11 protein-coding genes are annotated in these 12,077 nt (G+C 64.8%); 5 read left to right on the plus strand and 6 right to left on the minus strand.

Annotated elements, in window-relative coordinates:
• The first annotated feature begins 88 nt into the window (after positions 1-88).
• The 4 genes from AC0IPL_RS11190 to AC0IPL_RS11205 are packed head-to-tail and all read left to right on the plus strand — an operon-like array spanning position 89 to position 4,533.
• Positions 89-907 carry an IclR family transcriptional regulator gene (locus tag AC0IPL_RS11190; RefSeq protein ID WP_474274518.1) on the plus strand — a complete coding sequence of 273 codons (819 nt, stop codon included), beginning with the start codon at positions 89-91 and terminating at the stop codon, positions 905-907.
• Between the two features lie 10 nt (positions 908-917).
• Positions 918-2,087 carry an acetyl-CoA acetyltransferase gene (locus tag AC0IPL_RS11195; protein ID WP_474274519.1) on the plus strand — a complete coding sequence of 390 codons (1,170 nt, stop codon included), beginning with the start codon at positions 918-920 and terminating at the stop codon, positions 2,085-2,087.
• Positions 2,084-3,688, plus strand: a complete 1,605-nt coding sequence (locus AC0IPL_RS11200; RefSeq protein ID WP_474274521.1) for an acyl-CoA synthetase — start codon at positions 2,084-2,086, stop codon at positions 3,686-3,688. Before AC0IPL_RS11195 ends, AC0IPL_RS11200 begins: the two co-directional genes overlap by 4 nt.
• Positions 3,685-4,533: a PPC domain-containing DNA-binding protein gene (locus AC0IPL_RS11205; RefSeq protein ID WP_474274523.1), complete on the plus strand. Its 849-nt coding sequence runs from the start codon at positions 3,685-3,687 to the stop codon at positions 4,531-4,533. The genes AC0IPL_RS11200 and AC0IPL_RS11205 overlap by 4 nt, the downstream gene beginning before the upstream one ends.
• 49 nt (positions 4,534-4,582) lie before the next feature.
• Here the strand turns inward: AC0IPL_RS11205 and AC0IPL_RS11210 are convergent, their stop codons facing one another.
• The 5 genes from AC0IPL_RS11210 to dctP all read right to left on the minus strand — a co-directional run bounded on the left by AC0IPL_RS11210 (position 4,583) and on the right by dctP (position 10,281).
• A complete protein-coding gene (locus tag AC0IPL_RS11210; protein WP_474274525.1) occupies positions 4,583-6,097 on the minus strand; it encodes a malonate--CoA ligase in 1,515 nt (504 codons plus the stop codon).
• A 13-nt stretch (positions 6,098-6,110) separates the two neighbouring features.
• A complete protein-coding gene (locus AC0IPL_RS11215) occupies positions 6,111-7,355 on the minus strand; it encodes a malonyl-CoA decarboxylase (RefSeq protein ID WP_474274527.1) in 1,245 nt (414 codons plus the stop codon).
• Entirely contained in the window at positions 7,352-8,668 is a 1,317-nt protein-coding gene (locus tag AC0IPL_RS11220) for a TRAP transporter large permease (protein ID WP_474274529.1), read from the minus strand. The genes AC0IPL_RS11215 and AC0IPL_RS11220 overlap by 4 nt, the downstream gene beginning before the upstream one ends.
• Positions 8,669-8,673: 5 nt before the next feature.
• A complete protein-coding gene (locus AC0IPL_RS11225; protein WP_474274531.1) occupies positions 8,674-9,216 on the minus strand; it encodes a TRAP transporter small permease in 543 nt (180 codons plus the stop codon).
• A 78-nt stretch (positions 9,217-9,294) separates the two neighbouring features.
• Positions 9,295-10,281: a TRAP transporter substrate-binding protein DctP gene (dctP, locus tag AC0IPL_RS11230; protein ID WP_474274533.1), complete on the minus strand. Its 987-nt coding sequence runs from the start codon at positions 10,279-10,281 to the stop codon at positions 9,295-9,297.
• Positions 10,282-10,414: 133 nt separating this feature from the next.
• Here dctP and AC0IPL_RS11235 point away from each other — a divergent pair, with 133 nt between their 5' ends.
• Positions 10,415-11,071 carry a GntR family transcriptional regulator gene (locus AC0IPL_RS11235; RefSeq protein ID WP_474274535.1) on the plus strand — a complete coding sequence of 219 codons (657 nt, stop codon included), beginning with the start codon at positions 10,415-10,417 and terminating at the stop codon, positions 11,069-11,071.
• Positions 11,072-11,096: 25 nt separating this feature from the next.
• Here the strand turns inward: AC0IPL_RS11235 and AC0IPL_RS11240 are convergent, their stop codons facing one another.
• Positions 11,097-12,056 carry a pyridoxamine 5'-phosphate oxidase family protein gene (locus AC0IPL_RS11240; RefSeq protein WP_474274537.1) on the minus strand — a complete coding sequence of 320 codons (960 nt, stop codon included), beginning with the start codon at positions 12,054-12,056 and terminating at the stop codon, positions 11,097-11,099.
• Positions 12,057-12,077 lie beyond the last annotated feature (21 nt).

Genomic DNA, 12,077 nt, shown 5'->3' on the forward strand with positions numbered 1-12,077 from the left:
AAGAACTTGCAATATTGCGAAACAACGAAATGATGTGCCGCAACGATATGAGCGCGAAACGGGGAGAGGACCATGTATGGTCCACATTATGGAACACAGTAAACAGGACAGCACAGCAGGTGCCCTGGCTGGCAGTCAGACGGTGGATCGCGCCCTGGCGCTGTTGGGCATGGTCGGCCGCCACCCGTCGCAGGGGGCTAGCCTGGGGGAGCTGGTCGCTGAAAGCGGGCTGAACAAACCCACGGTGCGGCGGCTTCTGCTGGCGCTGATCCGCAATGGCATGGTCGAGCAGAACCTGGACAGCCGCCGCTACTTCCTCGGCGAAGAGACCTATATCCTTGGCACCTTTGCCGCCCACCGCCACGGGTTGCTGGAACTGGCGTTTGAACCGCTGGCCCGGCTGGCGGCAGATACCGGCGATGCGGCTTTCCTGTCAGTGCGGCGCGGGTTCTCGTCGCTGTGCCTGCACCGCGAGGAAGGCACCTACCCGATTCGCACCTATGCGCTGATGACGGGCCGGTTGCACCCGCTGGGGGTTGGCGCCGGCTCGCTGGCGATGCTGGCAGCGCTGCCGGACAGCGAGGTGGAGGCCGCGCTGGACGCAAATGCCGCGGTGCTGGCGGCCGAGTATCCCAAAATGCAGCCTGCCGGCATCAGACAGCTGGTGACAGAGACACGCCGCGATGGCTACGCGCTGAACCCTGGGCTCGTCTTCCCGGATTCCTGGGGAATCGGCGTGGCCCTGCACCGCCCCGACGGCACCCTGGCCGGCGCCCTGTCGCTGGCCGCAATCGAAAGCCGCATGCAACACCCCCGGCGCGCAGAGCTGGCGGGGCAGTTGCAGCAGGCGGCCCAGAGCATCGAAACCAAACTGACGCAGCTTTACGACTCGCGCACCCGGACCTGAGGAGCAGACCATGAAAGACGCACACATTGTCGGCTGGGGGCACACGCCCTTTGGCAAATCGGCCTTGCCGGATACCGAAGCCCTGATGGCCGCGGCCGTGGCTGAGGCGCTGGAGCACGCAGGCCTCGAACCGCAGGACGTTGACGGCATCTTTGCCGGCGTGTTCAACAACGGGTTTTCGCAGCAGGACTTTCAGGCGGCACTGGTGGCTATGGGGGATGCCCGTTTCGCCCACACCCCCGCCACACGGTTCGAAAATGCCTGCGCCACCGGCTCGGCCGCCTTGCACGGCGCGCTGGATTTCATCGCTGCAGGCCGCGGCAGGATCGCGCTGGTGGTCGGCGCCGAGAAGATGACCGCCACCCCGACGCCACAGGTCGGCGACATCCTGCTGGGCGCCAGCTACCGGGCGGAAGAGGCCGAGACCGACGGCGGCTTTGCCGGCCTGTTCGGCCAGATCGCGGCCGGCTATTTCCAGCGTTACGGCGACAAGAGCGAAGAGCTGGCGATGATCGCCGCCAAGAACCACAGCAACGGCATGGCCAACCCGTTGGCCCATATGCGCAAGGATTTTGGCACCACCTTTTGCAACACGGTGTCGGACAAGAACCCGATCGTGGCAGGCCCCTTGCGGCGCACCGATTGTTCGCTGGTGTCGGACGGCGCGGCGGTGCTGGTGCTGGCCGACCCAGAGACCGCCGCCGGGATGCGCCGCGCCATTGCGTTCCGCGCCCGCACCCACGCCAATGAGATCATGGCCCTGTCGCGCCGCGATGTGCTGGAATTCGCGGGCGCCCGCCGCGCCTGGGCCGAGGCCTTGGAGGTTTCGGGGTTGGCGCTGGAGGATCTGTCGCTGGTGGAGACCCACGATTGCTTCACCATCGCCGAGATGCTGGAGTATGAAGCCATGGGCCTGGCCGAGCACGGCCAGGGTGGCCGGGTGATCCGCGACGGAATCACCGCCAAGGACGGCAAGTTGCCGGTGAACCCCTCCGGCGGGCTCAAGTCCAAGGGTCACCCGATCGGGGCCACCGGCGTGTCGATGCATGTGATGGCCGCGATGCAATTGACGCAGGACGCCGGAGAGATGCAGATCCCCGGCGCCGAACTGGCCGGCGTCTTCAACATGGGCGGCGCGGCGGTGGCAAATTACGTGTCGATCCTGGAGCGGGTGAAATGAGCGACGCACAGTTTCAGAGCCTTATGCCAGTGTCCACGCGGGTGATGAACCTGTCGCATCTGCTGAGCGAAAGCGCCCGCCGCCATCCGCAGGACATCGGCTTTGTCTGGGGCAGCCAGACCTGGACCTGGGCCGAGATGGAGGCGCGCTCCGCCGCCTTTGCCGCCGCCCTGACGGACCGTTTCAAGCTGGCCAAGGGCGACCGGCTGCTGGTGCAATCCGCAAACTGTAACCAGATGTTCGAGGCCATGTTTGCCTGCTGGCGGATCGGGGCGGTCTGGGTGCCCGCGAATTTCCGCCAATCGCCCGGCGATATCGCCTATCTCGCCGAAAGCTCTGGCGCCAAGGGCATTCTCTGCGGGGCAGAGTTTCCGGATCATGCGGCGGCCTGCACCGATCTGCGCTTCACCATCGGCATCGGTGACGGGCTGGGCGACAGCTATGAGACGCTGGTGGCGGAATACCAGGGACAGAGCCCGGATGCGGTGGCGGTGAGCCGCGACGATCCCTGCTGGTTTTTCTTTACCTCCGGCACCACCGGACGTCCCAAGGCGGCGGTGCTGACCCACGGCCAGCTGGCCTTTGTGGTCACCAACCACCTGTGCGACCTGATGCCCGGCACCGGGCCGCAGGACGCGTCGATCGTGGTGGCGCCGCTCAGCCATGGGGCTGGCATCCACCAGCTGTCCCAGGTCGCGCATGGTGCCAAGACGATCCTGCCCGCCAAAGAGAAATTCGACCCCGACGAGATCTGGGGGCTGGTCGCCAAGTGGAAGGTCACCAATCTGTTTACCGTTCCGACCATCGTCAAACTGCTGGTCGAGCATCCCTCGGTGCAGGAGCACGATCATTCCAGCCTGCGTTACATGATCTATGCGGGTGCGCCGATGTACCGCGCCGATCAGGTGCGGGCGCTACAGGTGCTGGGGCCGAAACTGGTGCAGTATTTTGGCCTTGGCGAGGTCACCGGCAACATCACCGTGCTGCCCCCCGCGCATCATTCGGAACATGACGCAAACATGCGGATCGGAAGCTGCGGTTTTGCCCGCACTGGCATGCAGGTGCAGATCCAGGACAACGCGGGCCGCGAATTGCCGCCGGGCGAGACAGGTGAAATTGCCGTGATCGGCCCTGCCGTCTTTGCCGGCTATTTCAACAACCCGGAGGCCAACGCCAAGAGCTTTCGCGACGGCTGGTTCCTGACCGGAGATCTGGGCCACATGGATGCGGAGGGGTTCGTCTATCTGACGGGCCGTGCGTCCGACATGTATATCTCTGGCGGCTCCAACATATACCCGCGCGAGATCGAGGAGAAAATTCTTCAGCACCCCGCCATCTCCGAAACCGCTGTGCTGGGCATGCCGGACCCGGTTTGGGGCGAAATCGGCGTTGCCGTCTGCGTGCTGCGCGCGGGCCAAAGCCTGACCTCGGACGCGCTGCTGACATGGCTTGATGGCAGGCTTGCCCGGTACAAGATGCCCCGCCACGTGGTTTTCTGGGAGGAGATGCCCAAGAGCGCCTATGGCAAGATCACCAAGAAGATGATCCGTGAGCAGCTGATCGCGCGCCGCAGCCTGCCCGAACTGAACGCCACGCCATGAACACGCCGCAAGAGCTGAACCACCCCGGCCCCCGCGCCGATGTGCGTTTCGCCGCCCTGCCCTGCCGGGCGCAGCCGGTGCAGCTGCGCTTGCCGGCCGGGGTGCCGTTCGACCAGGCTGTGGCGCAGGCCTTTGACACCGCAGGATATTCCGCGGGCTACCTGACAGTGCCCGCGGCCCGATTTTTGCGCCTGTCCTATGTGATCCCGGACCGCGCGCCGGGCGACGGGCGCGCGGCGTGGTACAGTGACACCCGCGTTCTGGAAAACGCCGACGCCACCCAGATCGGTTTGCACTTGGGCCGCCGGGAGGGTGCGCCATTTCTGCACTGTCACGGCCTGTGGGGGCTGCCAACGGAGCCCTTGCGCATGGGGCATCTGCTGGCGCCGGACTCGGTGCTGGCTACCCCGGTGACCGCATCCGGCTGGGGGCTGACGGGTGCCAGGCTCGAGGTGCAGCCCGACCCGGAGACGGGGTTTGACCTGTTCACCCCGGTCCCGGACGGGCCGGCCGGCGCGGGTAGCGCGGCGCTGCTGTGCACCCTGCGGCCAAATACGGATCCGCATAAGGTGCTGCCGCAGATTGCGCAGGGTATGACACGGGCGCGCGTTGAGGGTATCGGCAGTCTCGTCAACACCGAATTCGACGGGCGTTTTCTGGACAGCTATGCGACCGAGGTGCTGTTGCATCCCAGCCGCATCGCGGCCGGACAGGCCCAGCTGCATGCCGCATCAGTCGGGTTCGACGGCATTCCCGTGACCGGAATCCTGCGCCCCCATCGCAACCGAATCTGCATCACGGCGGAACTGCTGTTGATGGACGACGACGCGCCAAGCGCAGCCTGAACCACGCCGCCGGGCGCGGGCAGCACCTGCCCCGCCCGGTCGCGCCGCGTCAGGTGGCGAAAAGGTCCTTGTGCTGGTCGCGCAGAATGTTCTTTTGCACCTTGCCCATGGTGTTGCGCGGCAGCGCGTCCATCAGGATCAGCTGGCGCGGGTGTTTGAACCGCGCCAGCGAGTGCTGCACCGCCGCCATTATGGCCACCAGATCCGGTGTCTCGCCCGCCACGGGAACCACGATCCCCAGCACCGTTTCGCCAAAGTCCGGGTGCGGCACGCCGATCACGGCGCTCTCCAGCACGCCGGGCTGCGCGTCCAGCAGCAGCTCGATTTCCTTGGGGTAGATGTTGTAGCCGCCCGAGATGATCAGATCCTTGTTGCGGCCGACGATATGCACATAGCCGTCGTCATCGATGCGCCCCAGGTCACCGGTGATAAAGAAGCCATCGTCGCGCAGCTCGGCCGCGGTCTTTTCCGGCATCTGCCAATAGCCCTTGAACACGTTTGGCCCGCGCACCTCGATCTGGCCGATCTCGCCCTGTGGCAGGGTCGCGCCGGTGTCGGCATCGGTGATTTTCAGCTCCACGCCGGGCAGCGCAAAGCCCACGGTTCCGGCGCGTCGCTCGCCGTCATAGGGGTTGGAGGTGTTCATGTTCGTCTCTGTCATGCCGTAGCGTTCCAGAATGCGGTGGCCGGTCCGTTGTTCGAACTGCACATGGGTCTCCGCCAGCAGCGGCGCGGAGCCGGAGATGAACAACCGCAGCGGCGCCGCCAGGTCGCCGGTGAACCGGTCGTCCCCCAGCAGGCGGGTGTAAAAGGTCGGCACTCCCATCATCGTGGTGGCCTGTGGCAGGCGTTCCAGCACCATGTCGAGATCGAACTTCGGCAGGAAGATCATGCTGCCGCCCGCCGCCAGGGTTACATTGGTCGCCACGAACAGCCCGTGGGTGTGAAAGATCGGCAGCGCATGCAGCAGCACGTCGCCGCTGGTGAACCGCCATTCGCGCACCAGCGTTTCGGCATTGGACAGCAGGTTGTTCTGGGTCAGCATCGCCCCCTTGGAACGCCCCGTGGTGCCAGAGGTGTACAAGAAAGCCGCGAGGTCCTCTCCGTCCCGGTCCACCGTGTCAAACGCCAGCGGCATGGCAGCGGCTTGGTCCATCAGCGTGCCCGAGCCATCCCCGTTCAGGGTTTCCACTGCGGCGCCCAGCCGTTTGGCAATCGGGGCCAAAGCCGCTTGGCGCGCACCATCGCAGACCACCACCGACGCGCCGCTGTTTTCAATGAAATAGGTCAGCTCTTCTGAGGTATAGGCGGTGTTCAGCGGCAAAAAGATCAACCCGGCCTGCGCACAGGCAGCATAAAGCGCCAGCGCTTCGGGTGATTTCTCAATCTGCGCCGCCACGCGGTCGCCGGCTTTCAGCCCGCTCCGCGTCAGCGCATTGGCGATCTGCGCGGCGGTGCCCAGAAAATCCTGATGAGTGACAACGCGGCCGTCCGGCAAATGCAGGAACGGTGTGGCCTTGCCAGCATGAGTGCCAAACAGCCGGTCAAACAAGGGGTTAGCCATAGGGGTGCCTTTCTTATGCCTGTGCGCTTGCGGTGGCCGCAAGGGTCTGCACCCCGGCTGCGGCTGCCACCTTTTGGGTGGCCGCGAAGCGTTCGTGGTTTTGCGCGGTTTTGCCCAGATCGTAAAGATAATTGACCATCGTGCCGCCAGACTGTGCGCGCCCCTTGTCCGACGTATCCGCATCCGCGTGAACCGCATGCACGATGGCGCCATTGCCCAGATGGAACCGGGCCACCGGGTCATATGGCTGGCCGCGCTTGTTCTTGGCGGTCAGCAGATAGCGCGCGGCGAGTGCGCGCATGGCGTCTGCGTCCGCGCTGTCCCAGCTCAGCCCTTCCTCGCGCAGCCATCTGGTCAGCCCGGGGATCGGCGACAGGGTGACAAAGGTGTCCAGCCCGGACAGTTCCGCGGCCAGGTCGCTGGCCACCTGCTTGATGAGCGAATTGCCAAAGGAAATGCTGGCCAGCCCCGCCTGGCAGTTAGAGATCGAATAGAACACCGCCGTGTTGGCATCCTCGGCGGGCAGGGCCTCGCGGTCCTCGGCCAGCAAGGCCTGCACCGAACCGGGGATCTCCCGTGTCAGCGCGACCTCGACAAAGATCAGCGGCTCATCCGGCATTGACGGATGGAAAAAGGCAAAGCAACGCCGGTCCGAGGGCTCCAATCGGCGGCGCAGGTCATCCCAGCTGCCGATGGCGTGCACGGCCTCATAGGCGATGATCTTTTCCAGGATGTGGGCCGGGCTCTCCCAGCTGATCGGCCGCAGCACCAGAAAGCCCCGGTTGAACCAGCTGGCGAAGAGGTGGCGAAAGTCGAGATCCAGCGCTTCCAGCTCCGGCTCCCCGCGGCCCAGCCGCAGCAGATCCGCCCGCATCCGCACCAGCGCCCCGGTGGCATCCGGCACCCGGTTGAGACGCCGGATCAGCTCTTGCCGCCGAGGCTCGGCGGCGGCCATGAAGGCGCTGTAGCTGGCCTTGGAGGGGGTCTGCTCATAAGCGTCCAGTGTCGCGCGCACGGTGGCGGGCGCGATGTTCATCTGCCTAGCCAGATGGCGAAAGAACGCGCGCTTGCCGTCGTCCTCCAGCGCGGCAAAGCGGGTGAGGATTTCCGCTGCCAACGCCAGCCCGGATGTTTCCCCGGTGGAGCCGACCAGTGCATCGCTCAACTCCTCCAGCGGGCGGCCATCCGGCGCGGCGGCGGTGTCCCGGCGTAGCCGCCGTTCGAACACCGTGGACAAAAGATCTGCCAGAAGGGTCATCTCGCCGCCCCCATCACCAGATCGGGCAGCCAGGTGGCCAGCCCCGGAAACAGGCACAGCAGCACGATCGCCAGCACCATGCAGGCCACGAAGGGCAGCGAGCCGGTCAGGATAGTCCGCAGTGAGATGTCCGGCGCAATGCCGTTGATGACATAAAGGTTCAGCCCCACCGGCGGCGAAATCAGCCCGATTTCCATGTTGATGGTCAGCACCACGGCAAACCAGATCGGATCAAAACCGGCGGTGGTGATGATCGGCAACAGGATCGGCGCCGCCATGAGGATCACCGCAACCGGCGGCAGGAAGAAGCCCGCAATCAGCAGGAACACGTTGACCGCGCCCATCAGGACCCAGCGGTTCACGTCCAGCGTGCCGATCCATTCGGCAATCGCCTGCGTGATGAACAGCGACGACAACATGTACGAAAACACTCCGGCGGCGGCGATGATGAACAGGATCATCACGCTTTCCTTGGTGCTGTCGCGCAGCACCACCCACAGGTCTCGCGGGTGCCACAGCTTGTAGATGATGACCGCGATCAGCAGGCACAGCAGCGCCCCCACGGCGGCGGTCTCCGACGGCGTCGCAATGCCGCCGTACATCGCGTAGAGCACGCCCAGAATGATCGCCAGGAAGGGCAGCACGCGCGGCAGGATCTCGAACCGCTGGCGCCAGCTGTAGCTGCCCGATGCCAACAAAGCGGCATCGCCGGAGCGCCAGGTGGAGTACAGCGACCAGGCCATGAACAGTCCGACCAGCAGCAGCCCCGGAATGACGCCGGCCAGGAACAGCCGCCCGATGGAGGTCTCGGTGGCGATGCCGTAGACGATCATGGTGACCGAGGGCGGGATCAGGATGCCCAGCGTGCCGCCGGCCGCGATGGACCCGGCGGCAACACCATCGGGGTAGCCGCGCTTGCGCATCTCCGGGATGCCCATCTTGCCAATGGCGGCGCAGGTCGCGGGCGAAGACCCCGACATCGCCGCAAACAGCGCGCAGGCGCCGAGGTTCGACACCACCAGCCCGCCGGGGATGCGGGTCAGCCAGCGTTCCAGCGCCTCGTACAGGTCGGCGCCCGCCCGGGTGGAGGCAATCGACGCGCCCATGATAATGAACATCGGGATCGACAACAGGGCAAAATTGTCCAGCTTGCCGAACAGGATTTCCGGCATCAGCTCCAGCGAGCGCGGGCCGTCAAAGATGATCAGGAAACCGGCAGAGACGATCAGCAGGCCAATGGCCACCGAGACGCCGGAAAACAACACGGCAATGGTGGCCAGCGCCACGATGCCGCCAAGCAGAAGCGGGTCCATCGGCTTTACTCCAGTCCGAAAGGTTTATCGACGCCGGTCAGGACGGCGACCAGGTCTGCAATCAGTTGCAGCAGCAACAGGCCAAAGCCGACGGGGATCGAAAGATAGGGGATCCACAGGCGCACGCCCCAGACGGTGTCCGACCGCCAGCCGCGTTCCCAGGCGAAATGCCAGTATTCGAACCCGTACCACAGCATGATGGCGACGATGACGATCGACAGCACCGCCGTCAGCACCGCCAGCACCAAGCGGGCGCGCGGGGCCAGCGACAGCGGGATCAGATCGACATTCACATGGCCGCGCAGCCGCTGCACATATGGAAGCCCGACCAGGGTGGCGGCGATAATCAGATAGATCACCGCCTCGGTCTGCCAGATGGTCGACCCATTCAGCACGAAACGCACCACGATCATCTGGCAGGTGATCGCCACCGCCGCAACGATCATGCCGGCCGAACACCAGCCCGCAAGGGTCGACAGCGCCGCGGCGAGGCGCAGAAAGAGGTTGTTGCCGGTGCGGGCGGCGACGGCATTGCTGTGGCTGGCCATCAGCGTCTCCCGTAGTTGGAATGTCAAAAAGGGCGGAGCGGCCAAGCCACCGCTCCGCAGGCAGTCAATCGAGGGGGATCACTCGACCGCCAGGGCAAGATCCAGCAGCTTCTGGCCGTCCGGAACCTCTTCGACGAAGCTTTTGTAAGAGGTTTCCATTGCCAGCTTGCGCCAGGCTTCGAAATCCTCGGCCGACATCTCTGCGATCTCGACACCCGCGTCAGCGAAGACCTTGGCCGAAGCGGCATCCTGCTTCTTGGCCTCTTCCAGGTAATAGGCCTGCGCCTTTTCCGCCGCGGCCAGCAGCGCCGCCTGCTGCTCTTCGTTCAGCCCGTCAAAGGTGCTCTTGTTCATCAACAGGGGCTGATACATGAACCACAGCGCCACGTCGCCCGCCGGTGTGTAGCAGCTGACCTGCTCATAGATCCGGTAGGACACAAACGAGGAGGACGAGGTATTGGCCGCCTGCAACACGCCCGTCTGCATTGCGTTGTAGATTTCCGACGATGCCATCGAGGCAATCGAGGCCCCTGCCCCGGCAAGCATCTGTTCAAACGACTTGCCGGCCGCGCGGGTTTGCAGCCCCTGCACGTCCTCTGGGCTGGTGATGCATTTGTCCTTGCCGGCAAAACCGCCCGCCAGGTAGCCATGCACCAGCACCATCACGTCGTCCTCGGCCATCTTCTCCTCCAACGCCTCCATGAAGGGCGAGGAGCTGAGGCGCGCGGCGTGGTCGTGGTTTTTCACCAGACCCGGCATCAATGTCAGGTTATAGGCCGGCTGCTGTCCGCCGGCATAGGACAGCGGCAGCACCGTCATGTCCAGCTGCCCGCGGCTCAGCGGCTTGTACTGCTCGCGCGGCTTGAACAGCGATTTGGAACCGAAAATCTTGATGTTCAGATCCACATCGGCGGCGTCGACCTCATTGGCGACAATCTCGGCGACCTTGTGGCGCACGTCGTTGTTGGACCATTGGTGCGACAGGCGCAGCTCGGTTGCATTTGCCAGACTGCCCGCCGCAGCCAGCGCCAATCCGGCCACAGCGGCCTTGAGAACAGATGTCATGTTTTCCTCCCTGAAATCTTCTGGCGGACCAGAAGCTGCAAAAAGGTAGACGCCCGCTGTTTCTCAAGTCAAGATTTTTGTATACAATAATGGTAATCTTGAATTCAGTTCCGTTCGCAGGTAAGTCTGATCCATGCAACAACGCCGCGCCGAAACCATCGCCGAACAGCTGGAAGAGCTGATTTTCAATGGAAATTATTCCGATGGAGACCGGCTGGACGAGGTGCGTCTGGCGGAACAGTTCGGCGTGTCGCGCACGCCCCTGCGCGAAGCCTTGCAGCGGCTTGCCCTGTCCGGACTGGTAGAGCTGGTCCCCCGCCGTGGCGCCTTTGTGCGTCAGCCTGGCCCGGTGGAGCTGATGGAGATGTTCGAGGTGATGGCGGAGCTGGAGGCGGTTTGCGGTCGCCTCGCCGCGCGGCGGATTTCCGAGGCTGCGCTGGCGCAGCTGCGGGCGGCCAATGCCAAATGCCAGGCGGCGGTCGATGCCCGCGACGCCGACACCTATTACGTCGAGAACGAACGCTTCCACAGGATCATCTACCAGCAGTCAGGCAACAGCTTTCTGGCGCAGGAGGCCACCAAGCTGCACAAGCGGCTGAAACCCTTCCGGCGTCAGCAGCTGCGCTTTCGGGGGCGGATGGCCCAATCCATGGCAGAGCATGAACATGTCGTCGCGGCCCTGGAAAACGGCACCGCAGAGGCCGCGGCTAACACCCTGCGCGGGCATGTGGCCGTGCAGGGGGAGAAATTTCACCAGCTGATGGCAACCCTGAAGAAAGACGCGGGATAAGGCGGCGTCGGTCGCGGCCGTGGGGTCATCCCCAGCTTCCCGTTCGCAATGAACCCGGCGAGATGTCGCCCGGCGTGGCGCGAAACGGCAGGATACCGGGCCGCCACAGACCCTGATGCAGGGTAAACTGCCACCCCCTTTGCGCCCCCTCAAAGGCGGCGATCTCGGGATCAGTTGCGTCCAGCAGGTCAACCGTACCGGTCAGCGCCAGCAAACTGCCGGTTTCGAAATCCGCAAACACCAGGCCCGCACGCGGGTACAGCAGGAAGTTTCCAAGCGTGTTGAAATGGTTATTCCCGGCGAAATCGGGAATCGTCAGCGTGTCACCGTCAACCCGGACAAATCCCGGCCGCCCGCCCCGGTGCGAGACATCGCAGCCTGCGCGCCCCGGTCCGGCCGGGGCCGGGGCATGGCTGGCGACATGGAACATGCTGGCGCCGAAAATCAGCGCTTGATGCGCCGGAGTCAACCGGGTGAACCGTTGCGGCGCAGGCGGCGGCCCGGGCTGGCGGGCCGGGGTCAGCGCGTGCAGCTGAATATATTGCGGGCAGTTGCCAAAGGCCTGCTCGACCCGCAGGCGAACACCCTGCGCGTCGACGGACTGCACCCTGCCATTGACCCGGTTGCGCCGTCGCGTCGTCAACTCAATTCCCAACAGGCCAAGTGCGGCACCGGGGTAGATCGCCGCACCCACCGGGTCTGCCGGGTCTGGGACAAGCGAAAGCGTCAGATGCTGCGGATCGGGGCTATAGGCAAAACCTGGGGGGCCGGTCAGCAGGCTGGCCCAGGGCCAGCCGTCCGCGTCCAACGCGCCGGCCACCAGGAATGGCAGCTGCGCATAGAACTCCCGGTGCTGGTCCGGCAGGCAGGCGCGGATCATCCGACGGCCGAGGGTCTCGGCCTTGTCCCGCTTGCCCGCGCGGCGCTGCATTTCCTGTTCACCGGCGTGAAAGGGCGAGGGGTCGGTCATGTCCGGATTTGCCATCTGTGCGTCCAGTCGTTCTGT

The sequence above is a fragment of the Leisingera sp. SA32 genome (assembly GCF_056033425.1).

Bases quoted from the DNA above. Each gene is read 5' to 3' on its own strand.
- AC0IPL_RS11205 (WP_474274523.1), top strand. From the start codon at position 3,685: ATGAACACGCCGCAAGAGCTGAACCACCCCGGCCCCCGCGCCGATGTG.
- AC0IPL_RS11240 (WP_474274537.1), bottom strand. From the start codon at position 12,056: ATGGCAAATCCGGACATGACCGACCCCTCGCCCTTTCACGCCGGTGAA.
- AC0IPL_RS11190 (WP_474274518.1), top strand. From the start codon at position 89: ATGGAACACAGTAAACAGGACAGCACAGCAGGTGCCCTGGCTGGCAGT.
- AC0IPL_RS11195 (WP_474274519.1), top strand. From the start codon at position 918: ATGAAAGACGCACACATTGTCGGCTGGGGGCACACGCCCTTTGGCAAA.
- dctP (WP_474274533.1), bottom strand. From the start codon at position 10,281: ATGACATCTGTTCTCAAGGCCGCTGTGGCCGGATTGGCGCTGGCTGCG.
- AC0IPL_RS11225 (WP_474274531.1), bottom strand. From the start codon at position 9,216: ATGGCCAGCCACAGCAATGCCGTCGCCGCCCGCACCGGCAACAACCTC.
- AC0IPL_RS11220 (WP_474274529.1), bottom strand. From the start codon at position 8,668: ATGGACCCGCTTCTGCTTGGCGGCATCGTGGCGCTGGCCACCATTGCC.
- AC0IPL_RS11235 (WP_474274535.1), top strand. From the start codon at position 10,415: ATGCAACAACGCCGCGCCGAAACCATCGCCGAACAGCTGGAAGAGCTG.
- AC0IPL_RS11210 (WP_474274525.1), bottom strand. From the start codon at position 6,097: ATGGCTAACCCCTTGTTTGACCGGCTGTTTGGCACTCATGCTGGCAAG.
- AC0IPL_RS11200 (WP_474274521.1), top strand. From the start codon at position 2,084: ATGAGCGACGCACAGTTTCAGAGCCTTATGCCAGTGTCCACGCGGGTG.
- AC0IPL_RS11215 (WP_474274527.1), bottom strand. From the start codon at position 7,355: ATGACCCTTCTGGCAGATCTTTTGTCCACGGTGTTCGAACGGCGGCTA.